Raw genomic sequence first — 20,496 nt, 5'->3', positions numbered from 1 at the left:
GGGGTGGTCCCGTCCTCGGCGGGGCCCACGTCGTCGGGATCGAGTCTTCCCCGCGCGAGCGGGGGTGGTCCCTGCCGCTGCCGTTCCGGGCTGTGGCTCGGAAGGTCTTCCCCGCGCGAGCGGGGGTGGTCCTCACCCACACCGCAGTCCTGTCCGACGGCCAGCGTCTTCCCCGCGCGAGCGGGGGTGGTCCCGTCTTGATGAACTCGTCCGGGCTCATGCCGGGGTCTTCCCCACGCGAGCGGGGGTGGTCCGTCCACGTGCCACTCGCCGGGGACATAGCGCGCGTCTTCCCCGCGCGAGCGGGGGTGGTCCACCCCCAGGAAGATCACCAAAGTTACGCCGAACGTCTTCCCCGCGCGAGCGGGGGTGGTCCACCGGTCTGGTCGTTCGCGGACGCGGCCATGCCGTCTTCCCCGCGCGAGCGGGGGTGGTCCGGTCTCGACCTGCGAAAAGGCCCCGCCGGGTGGGTCTTCCCCGCGCGAGCGGGGGTGGTCCGGAGAGCCCCGCACATGCCTCGTACTCTCGTTGCCGTCTTCCCCGCGCGAGCGGGGGTGGTCCCCCGCCTCACTCCGCGACCCGCTGACCTTGTGGGTCTTCCCCGCGCGAGCGGGGGTGGTCCCTCAATCCCCAGCGCTTCGGCGTCGGTCCAGTGGTCTTCCCCGCGCGAGCGGGGGTGGTCCCGTTCCGGGCCGGTCGAGCGGTTTGGTGACGATGTCTTCCCTGCGCGAGCGGGGGTGGTCCGGCCGCGCCGGACTCACGCGTCGCCTCGCGGAAGTCTTCCCCGCGCGAGCGGGGGTGGTCCGTTCACTGTCGTAGCGCCGATGACGGTCGTGACGTCTTCCCCGCGCGAGCGGGGGTGGTCCGTCCTCCAGGTCCTTGTCGGTCGCGGCCTCGAAGTCTTCCCCGCGCGAGCGGGGGTGGTCCCGGATGGCCTCACTGCGGGTCTCGTAGAGGCGTGTCTTCCCCGCGCGAGCGGGGGTGGTCCCTCCGTGTCGCCCTCCCCGACGACCACAGCGACGTCTTCCCCGCGCGAGCGGGGGTGGTCCCATGTCGCCGCGCTCGTCGCCGTTCATGCTGCGGTCTTCCCCGCGCGAGCGGGGGTGGTCCGTCGGCACCACCCTCACCCGGACCCGACCGGCAGTCTTCCCCGCGCGAGCGGGGGTGGTCCGCGGTCGCACCGGCCGTGGCGCACAAGCTTGCGGTCTTCCCCGCGCGAGCGGGGGTGGTCCCGAGCGCAATACCCTTCGTATGCATACCAGCGAGTCTTCCCCGCGCGAGCGGGGGTGGTCCCCCCACCAGCACCAGCGGGATCACCCGCGACCGGTCTTCCCTGCGCGAGCGGGGGTGGTCCGGTCGGCCGGGAGCTGTGGCTGCACCACAGCATGTCTTCCCCGCGCGAGCGGGGGTGGTCCAGTTCGCCGAGCTGTGCGACGTCTCCCCGCAAGTCTTCCCCGCGCGAGCGGGGGTGGTCCCTGCCTGCGGTTCAGCGGCTCGGATGGCGTCGGGTCTTCCCCGCGCGAGCGGGGGTGGTCCCCAGAACTCGTAGTCGCGGCAGTCCCACTCCCACGTCTTCCCCGCGCGAGCGGGGGTGGTCCTGCCGTGGTGGGGGCGGTTCGATTTGGGCTGCCGTCTTCCCCGCGCGAGCGGGGGTGGTCCGCCAGCCAAGACGGCCACGCCGCCAAGACCATGGTCTTCTCCGCGCGAGCGGGGGTGGTCCGGTGCGCCGGCGGATATCCGGCCCACCTCCGTACATCTTCCCCGCTCAAGTGGGGGTGGTCCGCCAGGGTTCTTCAACCCGTGCGGCCTCAAGGTGTCTTTCCCACGCGGGCGGGGGCGGCCCCTGGGCGGCGGCGGGCTGCTCACCGGTGCGATGCATCTTCCCCGCGCGAGCGGAAGTGGTCCATCCAGAGTCTGGAGCAGGCCGGGTCCGACGTGGTCGTTGCCGCGTGAGCGGGGGTGGATCCAAACTTCCGACATTCAGCGTCGGTGACTCGGCCGTCTTCTCCGCCCACGCAAGCTCCTCGGAGACCAACGAATCAACGACTCAGGACACTAGCGGTTCGGACCTGACGACGCACGCGTCGAGTCGACCAGCGCCCGGTTGAGTTCACGGCGTTGGGCCCGTTGCGCTCGTGGCAGCGCACCGGTGGCCGGGCTCCGTCTGCGTGCCGGACATCCGCCGAGAAGTGTGTGTCTACCGCGACGCCGAGAGATGTCTATGTACACCACTCCAATCCACGCGACAAGGAAAGAAGCAGCTCAAAGGCGTGGACCAGCGCGACCATCTATGTGTGAAGCAGGTCATACGAGTTGACCCTACGATGGCGAGCGGCGCTGGTCGGCGAGTTCGACCGGCGCTCCCTGGCCTTCTGTTGGTAGCGGTTGAGCACAGGGTTTGGCGGTTCTCGCTGGAGACGAGTTCCGCCATCAGCTTCCGGCCTCGGACGGCACGTCGCCGTCCGAGGTTTTTGTCCGTGTGGACACCGCGAGCCGTGATGGACACCCGTCGCGACCACACCCCTGGCCACCCACTTGTGCGTTGTGGTCAAATCCAGCCCGTAACCCGATCGGGTGCCGCAACCCGATGGTCTCCAGCCGTCTCTGCGGCATCACCAGGCCAAAGACTCAACCGCTACCGAAAGCAACGCGCGTGCCTCCCACTCGCGGAGGAAGCGTTGTACCCACAGAAGGGCACCACGTGCGCCCCCCACAAGATCATCCGCAATCGTGCGGTCGGTTCAACTGGGCCGATGCTCCTGCTCTGTGCCTGGCGTTCGCCGCCGCCTGGTACCTGTCGCGATACGAGCACTACTCGGTACCCTCCGCCGTCGCCACCGCCGCCGCAGCCCTGGGGATCTTCACCTTGGCGATCTCGGCACCCAGAGGCATACGACGCGTCACCGAGTTGCTCGCGGTACTGGGCGGCACCTTCCCGACCACGCCGTCGTCACAGGTGGCCCGCTCGCCACGAGTGAGCCGACGGGACGGGGCCAGTGACGAGTAGCAAGTACCTGCCCGTACAACGGTCGGTGCTGAGGGCGGATTCCGCTGCGGAGTTCCGGTCGATGCTTGATCGCATACGGCGTGAGGCCGGGCTCAGCTGCGGGCAGATCGCGGTGAAGACCGGGATACCGCGCAGCCAGGCCTACGCGCTGGTGGACGTCAAGCGCGCGGCGCTGCCGAGCAAACCCGACCAGGTCGTAGCCTTCTTGCAGGCCTGCAACCTCTCGCCGATGCACACCGACATCGTCATGGACCGCCTACGGGAGCTGAGACAGCCGCAGGTCTCCACGGAGCCCACGGCCTCGGGGCTGACTGATGACTACTTTCCAAACGATACGTCGGTCACTCCACAGGCCTCGACGCTCGACGATCCAGCAGCTCCAACTGGTCTCAAGGACCAGGACATCGTGATGAGCATGGGCAGGCTGACGCCGATGCGCAAGCCGAACAACACCGCCCTCGTCCACCTCGTGCACTACGTGTTGGCAAGCGACGAGCGCACTCGACGGGCGAACAAGCTCTTGATCAGCCTCGGCTTCACGCTCTTCTCCACCCTCGCGGCACTCGGTGGAGTGCTGGTGTTGGTCCCGGACGCCATCCGAGCCTGGGTAGTCGGCGGGGTCGGCGGTTCGATTGCCTTAAGTGTCCTGATCATGATCAGGACGATTCTTCGAAGCAACCGCTGAGCTCGGCACCATCTCAAGGCATGCAACTCCACGCAGGAAACCGGTAAGAGCCGGTTCCGGATTTCGATGACACTACGAGCAGCCGCCGAGTCGAACAGAGGTGAGTACACAGGAGCCCACGTGCACACTCACGCTCATCGACTCCCTTCGAAGCGCCGGGCCGGAGCTTTCCGATGTGGGTCAAGCTGACTAGCCGCCGATCAGGGCTTGATGTGAGGTTGCTCCTCCCGGCGTTCGATGTGGACGCCCGGTTGAATCCTGTGGTCGATGTCGCCCTTCTCGACTTCGGTTCGACGCAGTCGGCTGCGCAAGCGTGCTGCGCGGGCCTTCAGAGCAGCCAACCCTGTCATCGGTTGTTCTGTCGTTGTGAGAGTCTTCGTGTGGCGCAGGTAGGCGCTGCTGGCCTTGGCAACGTCCCGGAAGAAGTCCGGCCCCGGAGTGAGAGCGTTCCTGCGGTCCGTCTCGGTATGGGCTTCATGCGTGGGGGGTGTGGAACGCGTCGGCGTAACTCCTCCCGGCGCGTCGGCGCCGAGTCGGCGGCCGATGCCGGCGAGCCGGTCTCGCATCGCTCGGGCGGCAGGGGTCAACTGAGGCTTGAAAACAGGAGACTCTGGCCCCGAAGCAGGCGTCGTGGGCAGCAAAACGGCGAGCCGGTAGTGCAAGACCTTGGCCAATGACTTCGCGGTGCGGATCTCCCGGCGATCGCGCGACTCGGACAGCGCGAGGACGGGGTCTGCTCCTACGTCGTTGATGTGGTGCAGGCGTTGAGCAAGGGCGGGCCAAGCGGGATCTGCGATGATCGGTTCGGCTTCGGCGGGAAGGGCTCGGCGGAGCCAGTGCACGGCTTGGTGGTCCAGGTACGCATTCGCCGCCTGGCGGAACTCGGCGTGGAACCGGTTCGCAGATGCACCTTCAGGCATGCTCGGAAGCACCGGGTCAGCTGGCCTGGCACGAAACTGGTCGATTGTGCTCTCGAGCCAACGGCGGGCGCGTTCGTGGGCTCCTCCGGCGGGCGGGCCGAGGGGTTCGGGGTCGGTGTCGGTGATGTTCCAGCGTTCGCGGAATGCGGCGATCTGACCGACTGTGGCGAGCCATCGCCTGCGTTGGTCGACATCTTGAGGCGGGCTGAGGTGCTCCGTCCACGGTGGTTGTAGGTGGGCTGCGGCATGAGCGAGTTCCTCTGTCCGCTGCGCGATGGTGGCCTGTTTGTCGTCCAACCAGGTGAGCAGTTCGGCGTGCTGCTCGTCCGGTGCAGGCCGGACGGGCAGTGAAGGCAGCCAAGGTGGGAGGAACGGCTTGTCAGGGTCCGCGTTGAGCCCGGACGTGAGAGGTGCGGGTTCGAGTTGGTCGAGGTGTTCGGTGAGGCGGTAGTGGAGGACCTTGGCGATGCTGTCGGCGGTGTCGAGTTCGCGGCTGCTCGCGACGGCTGCCAGCAGTTCGGTGGGGTTGTGGCCGCTGTCGTGGATCTCGTGGAGTACGGCTTGGAGTGCGGGCCAGGCGTCTTCGGAGAGGATTGTGTGAGCCTGGTCGGGGAGGGCTTGTTCGACCCACTGTTCTGCTTGGGTTTCGGGGTCGGTGCCGTGGTAGAGCAGGAGGGCGTGCTCGTATTCGGGGACTTGGTGGTCGAGTCGGTACGGGAGCTCTCGGGCGTCCCGTTGGGTTTCGGTGGCGGTCTTCTCGGTGCCGTCGTGGGCGAGGATGGCGGCGAAGGCCGTGATGGTGGGTGTGGTTTCACGGTGGCGGTAGTAGAGGTCGCCGGGTAGGACCGGGGGTTCGTCGGGTGCGAGTACGGGGGTGGTGTCGAGGTAGAGGTGGTTTTCGTCGGTGCCGCGGGAGAGGGCGACGGTGGCGAGTTGTCGGGTGGCGTGGGGTGAGAGGTGGGCGTGGGCGATGTCGACGGTGATGCCTTGGGTGCGGTGGGTGGTGGCGGCGTAGCCGAGTTCGACGAAGTGGGTGACGTAGTGGGTGGGGAGGGTGATGGTGCCTTTGTGTTTGAGGTGGCGGGCTTTGAGGCTGCCGTCGGGGTTGACGCGCAGGACGGTCCAGAGGTCGCCGTTTTTGACGTGGTCGGTGAGGCGGGGGCGTAGGTCTCGGCGGTTGAGGCGGGTGACGATGGTGTCGCCGCGGCCGGCGTGGTTGCCGTCGCGGAGTGGGATTCCGGTGTGGTCGACGTGGCCGATGGCGCGGAGTTCTGTTTGGGCGCGGGCGGAGAGTTCGGCGACGATGTCGTTGGTGTCGGAGGACATGATGGTGGCGTGGTCGTTGTCGTGGTCTGCTCGCCAGGCGGTGTAGAGCTGGTCGAGGATGGCGGCTTGGGGGCCGCCGTGTAGTCGGTCGTGGTTGGTGTACCAGGTGGTGGCGCGGTGGTCGCCGACGCGGATTTGGAGTACCGCTTGGGCTTCGGTGGGGTCGCGGAAGCGGTGGACTTCGGTGAGTTCGACGCCGCCGGTTTCGGTGTGGATGAGGCGGAGGACGCCGCCTGCTTCGACGGCGGCGAGTTGGCGGTAGTCGCCGACCAGGCGGATCACGGCGCCGCGCTGGGCGGCGAGGGCGCGGATGTGGTCGAGCATGAGGGTTCCGGCCATGCCGGCCTCGTCTACCAGGAGCATGTCGCCTTGTCGGATGTCGACGGGGTGGTGGTGGCGGTGGGCGGTGACGAGGCTGTGGATGGTGTCGGCGGGGATGCCGAGCATGTCGCCCAGCACGCTGGCGGCGGCTGCGGAGGGGGCGAGTCCGATGACGCGTCCGCCGGTGGTTTTCCAGACTTCGGCGACCGCGCGCATGGCGGTGCTCTTGCCGGTTCCGGGTGGTCCGATGGCCACGGTAAGGGCGCGGCCGGAGCTGACGAAGCTGCAGACGAGGTCGCGTTGGCCTGTGTTGAGCGTGATCCGGCTGCGGCCCTTGGCTTTGCGGTCGAGACGTTGGAGGACCTTGTTCACCACCGTGTCGGTGACGACGGGGCCGTGGTGGATGCGGGCGGCGTCGACCAGGCGCTGTTCGGCGTCGAGGATGGTGTTGCTGGTGTAGCGGGCGAATCCCCTGCGGCGCAGGACGGACTCGCCGGTGGCACGTCGCAGCATCACCGGGGCGGGGTCGGGGGTGATGTCCAGCTTGACGGAATCATGTTTCAGGGCTCGTCGGACGACGGCTTCGCGGAGTGCTGCGTGATCGTGTTCCGGGCCGGTTCGGATGCCGCGTAGGGCGCGTTCGGCTTCTGCGCGTACGTGGTAGACGGTCCAGGTGGCGCGGCGTTCCGAGACTGACTGGATGACGGCGGCCGACAGCGCCGGCAGGTCGACGCGGTCGGGAGGGGTCTGTGGTGTGGCGGTGACTGCGGCGCGGACGACGGTTCGGATGTCGAGGTCCGGGCGTAGGTGTTGGGCGCGGTGGGTCCAGTCGGCGAGTTGGTCGCGGAGGCTGCGCAGTCCGGTTTTGTCGGGGCGGTCGGTGGTGGCGGCTTGTTGGGCGAGTTTGAGTTGGATGCTGCGGGACGGGGTGCCGCCGTGGGTGCGGACGTAGGCGGCGACGAGTTGGTCGTAGATGGTTTCGACCTGGGTGCGGCGTTGGGAGAACCCGGCGACCCACTCCTGCGGGATGCCGGCGATGTCGCGGACGGGGCGTTTGCCGGGGCCTCGTGGGGTGGTCGTCCACTTCACGTTGAGGCGGTGGGTGACTCCGCGTTCCCAGGCGGCGTTGTAGACCTCGGAGGCGGAGACGGCGGCGTGGTGGAGTTGGCGTGAGTCCAGGGTGCGCCACCGGCCGTCGTGGCACAGGGCGACGTTGGCGACGGCGACGTGGGTGTGCAGGTTGGGGTCTCCGGCGCGGGATTCCCGGTGTACGAAGGCGGTGGCGACGAGGCCCGCGGTGTCGATCTGGGCGATGCCGGCCTTGCCGGCGCGGCTGAACGCGGCTTCCTGTTCGAGGTAGGCGATGGCGGTGCGGACGGCGTCGTGGTGGGCTTGTTCGAGCGCGGTGCGGGTGTGGTGGTCGCCGAGTGCCCAGAGGATGTCGGCGGTCTTGGTGGGCTGGCTGAAGACGAGGTCGAATCCGGAGACGGGTTGGCGGGCGCGGCCGAGTTCGTCGGTGATGTAGGTGCGGATCTCGGTGTCGGTCCAGGCCCGGTTCGGGTCGCGCAGGGACAGGAGGGCGGCGGCGACCTGTTCTTTGATGTCGCGGCGTTCTTGGATGCCGGGTCGGCGGTGGTGGGTTTGTTCGAACCGCTTGTAGGCGGCCTGGAGTTCGGCGATGAGGGGGATGTTGTTGTCGTACTGGGCGAGCCGGCGTCCCAGCCGGACGTCGGCCAGGGCGTTGGTGATGGTGGCGCCTTGGCCGACGGCGGTGGCGATGAGGGTGTTGGCCTTGGGGTGGAGACGTTCGCCGTAGAGGGCCTGCATCTGGTCTTCGCGGACGTGGCCGGTGACGCCGAGGGCGGTGATGCCGGAGCCGATCCACTCCCCCGGCGGGTTGCCTTCCGCGTGGTAGTAGGCGGTGAGCGGGTCACGGCCCTGGCGTGGGGTGTCGCCGGTGGCGACCTGGCGCAGGAGGTAGGTGTAGCCGTCGCCGGCGTGCAGCACCTTGAGCGCCATCATGGCCGGACGTTAGGCGGCCGGGGTGGGGAAAGTCGTTGGTTCGGTGACGGTTTCACGGGTCGGCGGGCGGGCCGCGCACTGCGAGTGCCAGAGGTGTCTCGTGTGTGAGGTGTCGACATTCCACAAGATCACGAGTGGTGACGAGGTGACAGGAGTGCGGGGGTGCTGATCGAGCTGGTTGGGGAAGGTTCGGAGACAGGCTGGATCGGGAGTGCTCGGAGAGGGGCGGGTACGGGGTGCTGCGGGGGTCTGGTGTGGCCGGAATCCGTGAATCGGTGGCCGTAGTGGCGACGGGTGCCGGGGTGGGGTTCTAGCGTGGGGTATGGCTGGAACGTCGGCGAGGATCGCGGCGCGGCGGCGGGCTCGGGAGGCTCGGGTCCGGCGGAGGGAAGCGTTGCGGGAGCATGAGAATCAGGTGAACCGGTTGGCGGGGGTGTTCTATGAGCACGAGGAGTTCCGTCGGCGGCACGAGTGCGCGTCAGCGGCGGCGGTGGCCGAACTGTTGAGGTTGGGCGAACCGGTGGAGGAGGTGGCGGCGTTGCTGGGAGTGGACGCGGGCCGGGTACGGGCGCTGAAGTCGTTGGCGCAGCAGGCTCCCCCGGCAGGCTCGGACGGTTCGTCGGAGTCGTCGTGAGCGGTGTGGTGGGGGCGTGGCCGCCGATGGCACGTGGGAACCGTGGTGCCGCGCGGCGGGAATGGCGCTGTGCCGTGCCTGTGAGGGACGAGCGGGCGCGGCTCGATGTCGGCCGGCTGCGGCCGGCCCCAGGGTGGGTGGGTGGGGCGGGTGCGCGAGGGCGGCAGCCATCGCCGAGTCGGGCGGCGCTCGATGCGCCGGCCGGGTCGGCCCGGTGGACCACAACACCCGGCGGCGCATCACGGATGGTGTGCCGCCGGGTGTGCGGGGTGTCAGTCTGCGGAGACCATCTGTTCGACGTCGTGGCATTCGGGGCACAGGTCGGTGTCGGTGGTGTCGAGCGGGTCGCCGCATTGGGTGCACCCGGCGTGTGCGGCCGTCTGTTCGGCGGGGTCGCCGGTGGGCTGGTGGCCGGTTGTCCCGGTCGGGTGGTCGGTGGGCTGGTGCGGGTCGGGTGCGGGTGTGGTCGGGAAGGGGTTGTGGTGGACCCAGTCGGCGATGACGGCGCGATCGGCTGGGGTGGCGTAGGTCTTCCACCAGCGGGCCAGCAGTGCCCGAGCACAGGGGTAGGTGGCGGCCAGGAAGGCGCAGCGTGCCCGGACGGCGTCCGCACGGTTGTGGCCTGCGGGAAGGGACGGGATGCCGGGCCGGCCCTTGTCCCGGCAGTCGCCGCACAGCCCGTCGTCACCGGTCGGGTCGTAGTCGAGGGGTGCGCGTTCGAGCCAGCACCGGACGCACGGGGTGCCGCGCAGTGTCGGTACGGCGGCGCGGTCGTAGTCCAGGCCGCTGGCGTAGACGGCGGTGTCGCCGGGTGGTTCGTCGTCCACTCCGGCGCGCGGCTCGTAGGCGGCCATCAGCGCGTCGTGCCGGTCCTGTCGGCGTAGTTCGGCGCGGCGGGTGGGGGTGCGGCGGGTGTCGGGGCGGACCTCGGTGCGTTCGTCGCGCGGGGCGGTGTCGCGGGCGGGCCGGCGCGGGGTCGGGACCGGCGGGGGTGTGCGGTGGGTGTAGGCCGCGCCGAATGTGGCGATGACGGCCCGGTCGGTGTCGGTGCCGGCGGCCTTCCAGCGGGCTCGGAGGTGGACCTCGGCGCGGTCGGGGTAGCGCTCGATGGTGTTGACGCAATCGGCGACGAGGCCGAACGTGTGCTGGTCCAGCTCGCCCAGCAGGCGGCCGGCGTAGCGCTTCGCGCCGGTGAGGTCGCCGCTGCGGACGGCGTCGGTGATGCCTGCCAGACAGTCGGTGAAACCTGTTTTTTCGGCCATGATGGTCCACTCTCCCGATACGAATTCGAATTTGCCGGGCTTGACGTTCCCGGCGTTTACCTGCCATTCGATCGTATCGCCGGAATACACGGCACACAACTAATAGGCGTGTTGGATCGACACCCGGAAGGGTCATTCTTGTGATTGGTATTGCTACTTTCCGTGCCGCGCTGGGAGGGGGTTTCGGGAGGGGCGGCGCGACATCGAGGGCAGGCCCCTGGCCTGCCCGCTCTTGCGTGCCCGCGGGCCGGTGTCGTCCTGTCAGATCGCGCGCTGTGGCCGGAAGAATTTCAGCGAAATCCACGGGGTGGGGGGTCCCCGTGGATTTCGTGCGCTTCGAAATTGTTCCGGACAGCGATTTGACAGGACGACACCGGCCCATACACTGCGCCGCCCCTCCCGAAACTCCCGGACGTGAGGTGCGGACGCAGCCCGACCCACATGTGTGGAACGTAAAGACCGGGCCAACACGGAGAAGGGAGCAAGGGAGCCGGGGCGACCGGCCGTGGCCGGTCGCCCCGGGCGTGCGAAGCGGAAGCCCCGAAAGGCCACCCGTCCGCCGAAGCGGACGATTCCGTCAAGACCGCGTCGGCACGCGGAGACGGGCGCGGACAGGATCCGTATCAGCCCCACCCGCGGGTCTCCCGGAACGGATCCTATCGACCGGCCCGCGACCACGCCGGACAGTGCGCCGGAGGGTGGACGACGGACGAACGCGGTCCTGCTGTGATCGTCAGGACGGTGTTCCGGTGGCGACGGGCTGCGACATGTCGGCTGCGGTGGTGCTGGGTTTGGTGACGGTCGCGGTGGCGTAGCGCAGGGCGGGGCCGATCTCGTCGACTTCGAATTCGAGCACGGTGTGCTTCTCGCCGTCCTTTTCGTAGGACCGCTGCCGCAACCGGCCTTGGGCGATGACGCGGGTACCGCGTGCGAGGGATTGGGTGACGTGGTCGGCGAGGTGGTTCCAGCAGGTGCAGCGCAGGAAAAGGGTGTCGCCGTCGCGCCATTGCCCGGACTGGCGGTCGAAGGTGCGTGGGGTGGACGCGATGGTGAAGTTGGCGACCGTCGCGCCGCTTTGGGTGAGCCTCGGCTCGGGGTCGCCGGTGAGGTTGCCGATGATGGTCAGGGTCGTCTCGCCGGCCATGTCAGTTCTCCTCGCTCGACGTGTTCTCGTGGGTGGACGCGGGGTCGTCGCCGGATTTCGCGGCCAGGGTGGCGTGGCGGAGTTCGACGCACCGTTCGGCCAGCCCGCGGATGGTCTCCGGCGGCATCCCGTTCTCCAGGGCGATGTTGACCAGCACGGACAGGCGGTGGTCGGGGTCGGCGTCGAGCGCGTGGTCGAGCGCGAGGGACGCGAGGGGGCCGTCGCCCCGGATGTAGGCGAAGATCGCCAGCAGGGACGCCGGGTGCGCGCACTCCGGTGCCGGGAGCGTCCGGACGAGTTCGGTCCACAGTCGTTCGGCCGCACCCGCCAGGGGGTCGATGGCCAGGGCCAGGCACCAGTCCCGGGCCCACGGGTCGCTGAGCGCGACGCCGAGTTCGACGATCTCCGCGTCGGTCAGCGGCTCGACCCGGTCGACGGCCCGCTCGACCTGGGCGCGGACCTTCTGGAACGCCGCCTCCATGTCCTGCGGTGAACCCACGCCGGCCTTGAGGAGGTCGCCGATCAGCCCCGCGCGGCGGGCCAGTGCCTCGTCGGTGTCGGGTTCCAGGGTCGCGGCGAGCGCTTCCCGGCTGGGCTGGACGGCCAGACCCCGCGACACCGTCAACGCGTGCATCAACGATCCGGACGGGTCCGGGACCTGTCCGGTGCGGCTCGGGTCGTCGTAGGCGAACCAGCGTTCGCCGGCGGCGACCCGGGGCACGCCGTAGAAGTGGGTGTGCACGCCGTGGACGGCGAACTCCACGGCCAGGTGCGCGGCCAGCCTGGTACGGGACCCGACGCCGTCGAGGTCGAGGTCGTCGCCGACGACCACCCCCACCACCGCGGTGGGGTTCTGGCGGGACAGGTCCGCGGCCAGTTGGTCGGCGAGCCGCCGGTCGTGGCGGACCTCGACCAGGTCGACGCGCAACGTGACCCTGATCCGGTCGCCGTCGAGCCCGAGCAGGATCAGCGAGTCGGCCGGGTAGAACCCGAGCAGGTGGGGCAGCGCGGCGATCATGTCACCGGGGTCGGTCAACGGGATCTGTTCGGGTGCCGCAGCGTGCTCGTCGTGTTCGACGGGAACGGTCTGGTCGTCGGTCATGGTGGATCACCTCTCCGGTTGGGCGCCGGACGGGGCACGGACACGCGACATCCACTCGGGAAGTCCTGTGTGGACCGGCGGGATCCGGGTTGTCGGGTCGTCGCGGTGTCGTGTGCCCCGCCTCTCGGCTGCTTCTCGGCGGTGGCCTGGTGTCGTGCCCGCCGCCTGGGGTTCGGGCACAGGGCGGGGACGGTCGGGGCAAACGCTGTTTGTTTGCGGCGACCGTCCCCGCCCTGTAGAACCAGGCGGGCGGCGGGCACGACACCCGGTCGCCGCTCCCCCACCCCCTCCCCTGCCTTGCTCCCGGCGGGTGTTCAGCGGGTGACGGTGATCCGGCGGGGGCGCCGACGCCCCCACGCGATGCCGTCGGCGATGGCGCGTTCCCGTTCCACCAGGCTGTAGGCCCCGTCCGCCATGTGGGGCTCGGATGCTTCCCGCAGGGCGGTCACGATCGCCGCGTCGGTCAGACCGGGGAGCCGTCCCATCCGGCCGGCGGCGCGCAGCAGCGACGCCCGGCGGGTACCGGGCTCCGCGTCACGGATCCGGCGGACTTCACCGGCCAGTGCCGCCCGCAGGTACGCGCCCGCGCTCGCGTCGGTCACCACCACGACGGCGTCGACCGGCGGTGGGGGTGTCAGCGCCTCCACCAGCAACGGAGGTAGCGACCGGACCTCGGTGTCGACCTCGGTCTCGTAGCGCCCGTCAGGGGTCACGGACCCGGCCGCCAGGACGTAGCCACCGTGGGCACGGGTGTCGATCGACGGACCCAGCCTCGACGCGCTGTTGTGCAACACCACACTGTCGGGAGCGGTGAAGTACAGGTGCAGGCCGTTGTTCGGCGTCCGCACCGTGAACGTCGCCGGGGCCCGGCGGCCGGTCACCCGTTCCAGCACCCGCACACCGTGCTCCTCACCCGGCCTGCCGTGACGGGCTGGGTCGTCCAGGTCGAGCACCACCAGACCCGCCCGGCCGGTCGCGACCGCAGGATTCGACCACTCCGAGCGGGCCCACCACACGCGTAGGCGGTCCGGGTCGGTGCTCGCCCACCGCTCCCAGTCCGCCACTGCGGGCCGTTTCGCCCCGGCGACCGTCGGAAACACCGGCCACCCGCGTCCGGCGGTGGCACACACTGCCCGCCACAATCCGTCCACGACGTTTCACTCCCGACCATGCGGCTCGCCGGGCACCGGCAGCTCGTCCTCGACCCATTCCGGTTGGAACGACACTCCCGCCAGGCCGGCTGTCGACTCGGCGAGAAGTCCGGACAGCAAATCGGTTTCGACCGCGTCGAGCATGGCGGCTCTCCTTGGTTGTCGACGAGCATTGTGCGAGCTGGGGACCTGTCGGCGTGGCCTGTCACCGCGGCATCGGCCGGTCTGCGAGGGGGACGTCGTCCAGCGACTCGACCCGCCATGGCGCTCGCGCGTACACCGCGAAGCATTGATAGGCCGGAACCAACGTCCCGGTTACTCCCCTGACGATCGCCCGGTCGTCCGGGGACAGCTCTGTTTCGACAGCGGCACGCAGGGCGCGGCACCACGCGGATGCCCGGGTGGGTGGGGAGTCCGGTCGTTCGAGGATCTGGTGCTGGTAGCCGTCGACGGCTTTGAGGACGGCGACCGGGTGGTAGCGGAAGCGGGTGAGGGTGGCGATGTAGAGCGGTGCCTTGTTCGCCTCCCGGTAGTAGCGGTTGACGCTGCGGTAGTTCTCGCTCCACAACATCGCTCCGGTCACGTCCGCGTCCGCAGGCTTGTCGATGAGGCAGTAGTGGAGGGCGGCGGTGACCAACAGGTCGATGTGGGCCTTGGGCACGACGAACACAGGCATAAGGCAGCTCCCACAGAGGTGTCGGGAAGGTCCGCCCCGCGCCCACGGGGGAAGGGCACGGGGCGGACAGCGGGTCAGGCGGCGAGCAGGTCGAACGCGTGCTGCTTGCGGCGGGCGACGGTGCCGCTGGTCAGCGCGCGGTGGGCCCGGACCGTCGGTGAGGCGGCGGGCGCGAAATGGTCCAGGTACTCGGTGACCGCTTGCAGACCTGCCCAGTTCGTGCCCCGGATCCCGGCCTGGGTCGGGGCGTCGGTCCACAACCGCAGCAACGTGTTGCGGCGGCGGTCGGCGTTCGCGCGGGCGCGCGGCGGCGCGGTCCGATCGTCCACCGGCCACACCGTCTCCACGATCTCCCGGAACCGGCTGGTGGTCAGGTCGGTGGCGAGCAGCCGGTTCGCGGTGGCGTCGAACGCGTCGGCGTAGCGGTGGATCAGGCCGAGCTTCGCGCGGATCTCGGCGACGTCGATCCGTGAACGGCTGGTGTGCCGGATCTCCACCGACGAGACGGCGCTCGCGACGGCCAAGCCCAGCTGGTTGGCGCACGCCACACGGAACGGGACCGCGCACACCCGGAACGCGGCGCTGCCGTCGTGGGAATCGAACACCGCCAGATACAACTCGACCCGGTCGATGCCGCCGATCCGCATCGTCTCGGGCAGCTTCATCGTGGCGAACGTGCGCCGGCCGTCGTCCATCCACCCGACATGCGCCAGACCAGGCGCACCGGACTCGGCGACCAAAGTGTCCAGCACGGCCGCCTGATCCTCGTTCTGCGTGACCCCGTACCCCTTGCCCACCGAACTGAGGTACCGGGTCCTGCCCGTACGCGGGTCGGTGCGCACCAGCATCACCTGGTCCGGGTTGTCCACGACGGTCGCGCCCAGCGGGCTGACGTCCATGCCGCTCTGCGCGGCCTTGCGGATGTTCCAGCCGGTCAACCCGGCCGCGCGCATCGCCTGCAAGGCGTCGCCGTGGCGGCTCACCTCGGTGCCGAGCGTCGCCCAGGCGCTGTCGCGACCGGGAACGGAGTGGATGGCCATTTGTGGAACGGAAGCGGAATCGAACATGATGGTGCCCTTCCCAGGAAAGAGGAGTGGGCGTGGCCGGGGGAAGTCGGCCACGCCCACTGCGTCCGGTCGGTCGGAAAGTCAGGCGGCCTGGTCGTCGCGCGCCAGGGCGTCGGGCTCCGCATCGGGTTCGACACCGGCGGGGTCGAGGTCGGTCAGGTCGGCGTCGACGGCAACGTGCGCGTCGGCCTCCGGGTCGTTGACAAGCTGTTCGACCCAGTGCAGACGCACGCCCCACTTGGCCAGCGCGGCGAAGTACCGCTTCTGCTCCGCGGTGGGACTACGCCAGGTCTCCACGCTCGTGGACGCCTCGAACGCGGCCAGCAGGACCGCGAGGCTGACCATCGTCGCCTGATCCGCCGTGGCCCTGGACAGCCTGGCCACCAACGGATTCCTGCTGCCCGGCTTCGGATCCGTGAGGTCGAGCAGGCGGCAGGCGAAGCCGTGATGGCGTTCCATCGCCCGCCGCACCTCGCGGTCGCCCTCCACCAAGCCGCGCGCGATGAACTGCCCGGCCGCCCGCGGTCGCGACACCCTCGGCGTTGTTGGTCGTGATGTAGGCCGCGTGCCCGGGACACGACCCGTGCCCGGCGTCCTCACCGTCCAACCGGACCCGGTCCTTGCGACTGCGGTACAACCGGTCCAACCGCAACGCGCCCGCCGGGGCGTAGTCGCCCACCACCTCCACCCCGACCCCACGCAACTCGTCTGCCAACTGCGCGCAGGCGGCCCGCGACCGGTAGGTCAGCCGCCACTCGGCCAACGCGTGGTCCAACCCGGCCGGATCGGTCTCCAGCGTTTCCGTCAGGTCGCGGTAGGCGTCCTCGTCGCCCTCGAACTCGACCAGCTCGGCGGCCTGGAGCAGCGAGAGCTGCGGATGGATCCGCAGCGCGTCGGTGACCTTGCCGCTGCACCGGGTCCGCAGACCCGCCTCCACCGTCCCCACGTCCACGCTCAACTCGTCCGCGACCTGCTCCGCGGAAAGCCCGAACAACGTGAGCTCCTCGAAGATCCGCGCCGCGTCCACGCTGCCGTAGCCACTGCGCACCTCGTTGGCCAACCACTGGTCCCGCAACCACGCCCACCGCTGCTCGTCCTCGGACTCCGTGATGATCGCCGGGACCACGTGGTCCTCGCCGGGCAGCGAGGCCGCGATGATCGTGCGGCAATGCCCGTCCTGCACCCGATACCGGCCCTCCTCTACCGGCCGGACGATCACCGGCACCCGGACACCGTGCCTGCGGACACTCGCGCACAGATCCGGCTTCTCTGTCTCGATATCACCGATCGTGCGAGAGTTCCGATCCATCACCAACGTGCGCGGGTCCAACAGTTCGAAACGCGTGTTGCTCCACAACTGAGCGGTCACGACAACATCCCTCCGATAGGCCCGACCACCGGACCGACTCACGCACCGAGCCCGAACCCCCTGTCAGGGCCCGGCCTGTCGCAATCCGGCGGAGCTGAACCCGCCCGAACACCCGCCAAACCGGCGGGATCCGTGTTCGAGCGGGGCCCGCTCGACCCGGGTGGCGGCGGTGTCGGTGTCCAACCGCACCAGCGGGGTACCGGGTTCTGCCCGACCGAAGGGAGGAAGCAGCAGAACACGGCACCCCGCCGCGGTTTGACACCGACACCGACGTCACCCACGATCACGAGCCCCGCCGGACCGGATGCCGCGTCACGTCGCTCCTACAACCTGATTCGTCCACCGACGTGACCATGCCCGTCTGCTACGGCGCGGGCCCGACACCCGCCATCGATGCCGTACTCATGTTGCGCACGGCGAGCGACCTGCTCATGGGGTCTGATGCCGACGGGCCCGAGCAGCCGCTCGACGACTGCGCTCCGTCATGGACGCGCAAAGGGGCTGCGCGGCTCGGCGCCACTGCAACTACCGTCGCGGTGACCACACGCTGCATAGCGATACCTACTGGCGGGGTAATCCCATCGTCGAACCGATGGACATCGACCGGTTCCCCATCGCCCTGACGATCCCCGATCACACGCTGAACCGCGTGGTCAGTGCCGTGTACACGACCCAGCCCCGCCCCACTGCTTACGCTCTCGGCGATGGGCGGAACACCCTGACTGACTCGCGACCGGCCTGTGGGCAGGGTCAGGCAGCGGTCGTCCGCCGTCAGGGCACCGCCGGCGCCGACCCGGCAGCGGGTGAGGCCGCGACCGGCGCGGTCCTCGATCCGAACTGTGGCCCAGCAGGCTGCAGATGCCCACGCACCCAGATCGGTTGCGATCTTCGCTGGCATCGGGCCTTCAGCGCTGCGCTGGTGACGTTCCAGGCCCCGTCCAACACGTGCAGGTTGCGCCCCTCGCTGGAAGCGGGCTTCCGGCGCTGCGCTCGTCGATCTCGCGGATGAACGGGTCGTCGGGGTTGCGATCCTCGCTGGAAGCGGGCTTCCAGCGCTGCCGAACGACGACGTGCGCGCGATCCAGGACATCCCGAAGTTGCGATCCTCGCTGGAAGCGGGCTTCCAGCGCTGCCATGAGGCGGCCGACCTCCGCCGCGTCGGCGGACCGGTTGCGATCCTCGCTGGAAGCGGGCTTCCAGCGCTGCGTCCCACAGCCGCCCCGCCTCGGGCAGCCGGTAGCGGTTGCGATCCTCGCTGGAAGCGGACTTCCAGCGCTGCCGGTTGGTGCGGGTGAGCTCCTCGAAGTCGACCTCGTTGCGATCCTCGCTGGGAGCGGACTTCCAGCGCTGCCAACCCGACCGATCCGCGGGTGGGTGATTCGCCGATGTTGCGATCCTCGCTGGAAGCGGACTTCCAGCGCTGCCGACTGCGCGCACCGGGTCTGCGACGGCCCGGTCGTTGCGATCCTCGCTGGAAGCGGACTTCCAGCGCTGCACCCACTGTGCGTACCCGAAGGTCGACAACGCGCCGTTGCGATCCTCGCTGGAAGCGGACTTCCAGCGCTGCCGTCCGCTCACGCGGCGTGCACGCAACCGGAAAGCGGTTGCGATCCTCGCTGGAAGCAGACTTCCAGCGCTGCCCTCCTTGGTGTGGTCGTTCACGGCCCTGCCGTAGTTGCGATCCTCGCTGGAAGCAGACTTCCAGCGCTGCGCCAGCCACGCGCGCTCGTCGGTCACCGTGCCAGCGTTGCGATCCTCGCTGGAAGCAGACTTCCAGCGCTGCCGAGCCGGTCGAGTGCCTGCGGCCGGTCGAGCAGGTTGCGATCCTCGCTGGAAGCAGACTTCCAGCGCTGCAGTCGTTCCGCGAGGCCTCGGACGAGGCGTTCGCGTTGCGATCCTCGCTGGAAGCAGACTTCCAGCGCTGCCGCGACCCCGGACAGGTGATCCAGCCGCGCCTCCTGGTTGCGATCCTCGCTGGAAGCGGGCTTCCAGCGCTGCCGTGGTGCACGACGACGGGACCATCACCCTGCACGCGTTGCGATCCTCGCTGGAAGCGGGCTTCCAGCGCTGCTCGCCGAACTCCACCTCGGTCAGGTCGGCGAACTCGTTGCGATCCTCGCTGGAAGCGGGCTTCCAGCGCTGCCCAGACCCGGAGATGCATCAAAACGAAGGTAGTCGTTGCGATCCTCGCTGGAAGCGGGCTTCCAGCGCTGCGGGCCGCCGTTCGCCGGCCGTTGTGGACGATCGCGTTGCGATCCTCGCTGGAAGCGGGCTTCCAGCGCTGCGTCTCTACGGCCACGTACAGGGCGCACTCGGGGCCAAGTTGCGATCCTCGCTGGAAGCGGGCTTCCAGCGCTGCCCACGCTAGGGAGAGCAGGGGCGGTGAACGCACACAGTTGCGATCCTCGCTGGAAGCGGGCTTCCAGCGCTGCGGCTCCACCTGCCCGACCCGTTCCGGGTTTCCGGTTGCGATCCTCGCTGGAAGCGGGCTTCCAGCGCTGCCCACCCACTTGCGGGCGTGCCGGAAGCCGCCGTCGTTGCGATCCTCGCTGGAAGCGGGCTTCCAGCGCTGCAGGAGGGACGGGAGTCGATCTCACGCCGGTACGCCAGGTTGCGATCCTCGCTGGAAGCGGGCTTCCAGCGCTGCTGTTCGCCGTCCCCCCGTTCCCGCACGGTTACCTGAAGTTGCGATCCTCGCTGGAAGCGGGCTTCCAGCGCTGCCCCCGGTCGCTTATCGCTATGTTGCCGGACTCGGAGTTGCGATCCTCGCTGGAAGCGGGCTTCCAGCGCTGCTGCGTGCGGCTGGCCGCGTTGTCGACCAGGATGAACAGTTGCGATCCTCGCTGGAAGCGGGCTTCCAGCGCTGCGCGAGTCGCGATGCTCACACCCGACTGAGGGTTACCGGTTGCGATCCTCGCTGGAAGCGGGCTTCCAGCGCTGCGTCCGACGACGCCGCGGTCAACGTCAACGACCCGTGTTGCGATCCTCGCTGGAAGCGGGCTTCCAGCGCTGCGGCTGACGTGCGTCCACCCACGCATGGACGGGGAGTTGCGATCCTCGCTGGAAGCGGGCTTCCAGCGCTGCGGACATGGTCGAAGCCGAGGCGCTGATCGCGAAGGCGTTGCGATCCTCGCTGGAAGCGGGCTTCCAGCGCTGCGCGCCCCGCACTGACGGTCCAGGGTCCCGACCAGGGTTGCGATCCTCGCTGGAAGCGGGCTTCCAGCGCTGCTCACCATCCGGGTGTCGGGTACGCCTTGACCCGGAGTTGCGATCCTCGCTGGAAGCGGGCTTCCAGCGCTGCCCTGGATGACCAGGCGAAATAGCGTCATGACGAATCGAGGACTTTGCGAAGTACCAGTATCCGGGATGACACGCCGGCGCCGGCTTCGGAACCTCCCGGCGTGTCACGTCACGCTTGAGGTTCCGAAGCACCACACGCCGGTTCCGAAACCAGCAGGTTCACCAACGGGAGGTGACGGACGTATCCGGACCCTGCGGTACCCAACGATCCCACAACCGAACCGGTGTCCACCACGAACGGCTCGCCGTTACCACCACCTCACAGGTCACCCGGTGGCGAGCCGTTGGGAGGTGCAGCACCTCCCGACGTGCCGTCGATGCTCCTCACCCACCACGACCGGACGCTCCGCGGGTGACCGGGAACGACCGAGGCGACAACTCCGGAGAACCCGAGCCACTCCGACAGCACTTTCCGTTGGCGAGGTAGTGGACGGCTACAACGTGGGCACGGGATGCACGCCGACTGCCCGCCTGGCTGAGCGGTGGCACCCGTGGACACGGGCCGTCACC

12 protein-coding genes and 2 CRISPR repeat arrays (1 of these 14 only partly in view) are annotated in these 20,496 nt (G+C 69.3%); of the genes, 2 read left to right on the top strand and 10 right to left on the bottom strand.

Going from position 1 to position 20,496, the window contains the following annotated elements:
• Positions 1–1,905: direct repeats of the CRISPR family, unit length 28 nt; unit sequence GTCTTCCCCGCGCGAGCGGGGGTGGTCC; it reaches 79 nt to the left of the window's first position.
• A gap of 1,091 nt (positions 1,906–2,996) precedes the next feature.
• Complete coding sequence (locus BN6_RS09650) at positions 2,997–3,692, top strand: hypothetical protein (RefSeq protein ID WP_148302790.1); 696 nt, start codon at positions 2,997–2,999, stop codon at positions 3,690–3,692.
• 200 nt (positions 3,693–3,892) lie between these two features.
• Here BN6_RS09650 and mobF read toward each other — a convergent pair whose 3' ends face one another.
• A complete protein-coding gene (mobF, locus tag BN6_RS09645; RefSeq protein ID WP_015099396.1) occupies positions 3,893–8,281 on the bottom strand; it encodes a MobF family relaxase in 4,389 nt (1,462 codons plus the stop codon).
• 415 nt (positions 8,282–8,696) lie between these two features.
• On the opposite strand from mobF, the gene BN6_RS09640 reads away from it, so the two are divergent.
• On the top strand, positions 8,697–8,915 hold the full coding sequence (locus tag BN6_RS09640; RefSeq protein ID WP_041312415.1) for a hypothetical protein: 219 nt from the start codon (positions 8,697–8,699) through the stop codon (positions 8,913–8,915).
• Positions 8,916–9,187: 272 nt separating this feature from the next.
• Here the strand turns inward: BN6_RS09640 and BN6_RS09635 are convergent, their stop codons facing one another.
• From BN6_RS09635 to BN6_RS09600, 9 genes are all read right to left on the bottom strand, one after another.
• Positions 9,188–10,177, bottom strand: coding sequence for a hypothetical protein (locus BN6_RS09635; RefSeq protein WP_015099394.1), 990 nt, complete (start codon positions 10,175–10,177; stop codon positions 9,188–9,190).
• 733 nt (positions 10,178–10,910) lie between these two features.
• On the bottom strand, positions 10,911–11,321 hold the full coding sequence (locus BN6_RS09630) for a single-stranded DNA-binding protein (protein WP_015099393.1): 411 nt from the start codon (positions 11,319–11,321) through the stop codon (positions 10,911–10,913).
• A gap of 1 nt (position 11,322) precedes the next feature.
• Positions 11,323–12,423, bottom strand: coding sequence for a DUF4192 domain-containing protein (locus BN6_RS09625; protein ID WP_015099392.1), 1,101 nt, complete (start codon positions 12,421–12,423; stop codon positions 11,323–11,325).
• Between the two features lie 314 nt (positions 12,424–12,737).
• Positions 12,738–13,553 carry a bifunctional DNA primase/polymerase gene (locus BN6_RS09620; RefSeq protein WP_269454350.1) on the bottom strand — a complete coding sequence of 272 codons (816 nt, stop codon included), beginning with the start codon at positions 13,551–13,553 and terminating at the stop codon, positions 12,738–12,740.
• 27 nt (positions 13,554–13,580) lie between these two features.
• Entirely contained in the window at positions 13,581–13,718 is a 138-nt protein-coding gene (locus BN6_RS46550; protein ID WP_015099390.1) for a hypothetical protein, read from the bottom strand.
• 61 nt (positions 13,719–13,779) lie between these two features.
• A complete protein-coding gene (locus BN6_RS09615; protein ID WP_015099389.1) occupies positions 13,780–14,250 on the bottom strand; it encodes a hypothetical protein in 471 nt (156 codons plus the stop codon).
• Positions 14,251–14,324: 74 nt separating this feature from the next.
• Positions 14,325–15,290: a DUF932 domain-containing protein gene (locus BN6_RS09610; RefSeq protein WP_041312409.1), complete on the bottom strand. Its 966-nt coding sequence runs from the start codon at positions 15,288–15,290 to the stop codon at positions 14,325–14,327.
• A gap of 108 nt (positions 15,291–15,398) precedes the next feature.
• On the bottom strand, positions 15,399–15,662 hold the full coding sequence (locus BN6_RS09605; RefSeq protein WP_041312406.1) for a hypothetical protein: 264 nt from the start codon (positions 15,660–15,662) through the stop codon (positions 15,399–15,401).
• Positions 15,598–16,626, bottom strand: coding sequence for a ParB N-terminal domain-containing protein (locus tag BN6_RS09600; protein ID WP_269454349.1), 1,029 nt, complete (start codon positions 16,624–16,626; stop codon positions 15,598–15,600). Before BN6_RS09600 ends, BN6_RS09605 begins: the two co-directional genes overlap by 65 nt.
• A 938-nt stretch (positions 16,627–17,564) precedes the next feature.
• A CRISPR array of direct repeats spans positions 17,565–19,987; the repeat unit is 37 nt; unit sequence GTTGCGATCCTCGCTGGAAGCGGGCTTCCAGCGCTGC.
• Positions 19,988–20,496: the final 509 nt, after the last annotated feature.

Source organism: Saccharothrix espanaensis DSM 44229 (assembly GCF_000328705.1).
GTDB classification, from domain to species: Bacteria; Actinomycetota; Actinomycetes; order Mycobacteriales; family Pseudonocardiaceae; genus Actinosynnema; species Actinosynnema espanaense.
Note: the sequence above shows the minus strand (reverse complement) of the source record. Positions and strands in the feature narration are given on the sequence as shown.

Excerpts from the sequence above, each read along its gene's own strand:
- BN6_RS09615 (WP_015099389.1), bottom strand. The coding sequence starts at position 14,250 with ATGCCTGTGTTCGTCGTGCCCAAGGCCCACATCGACCTGTTGGTCACC.
- BN6_RS09625 (WP_015099392.1), bottom strand. The coding sequence starts at position 12,423 with ATGACCGACGACCAGACCGTTCCCGTCGAACACGACGAGCACGCTGCG.
- BN6_RS09605 (WP_041312406.1), bottom strand. The coding sequence starts at position 15,662 with ATGGTCAGCCTCGCGGTCCTGCTGGCCGCGTTCGAGGCGTCCACGAGC.
- BN6_RS09630 (WP_015099393.1), bottom strand. The coding sequence starts at position 11,321 with ATGGCCGGCGAGACGACCCTGACCATCATCGGCAACCTCACCGGCGAC.
- mobF (WP_015099396.1), bottom strand. The coding sequence starts at position 8,281 with ATGATGGCGCTCAAGGTGCTGCACGCCGGCGACGGCTACACCTACCTC.
- BN6_RS09635 (WP_015099394.1), bottom strand. The coding sequence starts at position 10,177 with ATGGCCGAAAAAACAGGTTTCACCGACTGTCTGGCAGGCATCACCGAC.
- BN6_RS09610 (WP_041312409.1), bottom strand. The coding sequence starts at position 15,290 with ATGGCCATCCACTCCGTTCCCGGTCGCGACAGCGCCTGGGCGACGCTC.
- BN6_RS46550 (WP_015099390.1), bottom strand. The coding sequence starts at position 13,718 with ATGCTCGACGCGGTCGAAACCGATTTGCTGTCCGGACTTCTCGCCGAG.
- BN6_RS09600 (WP_269454349.1), bottom strand. The coding sequence starts at position 16,626 with ATGGATCGGAACTCTCGCACGATCGGTGATATCGAGACAGAGAAGCCG.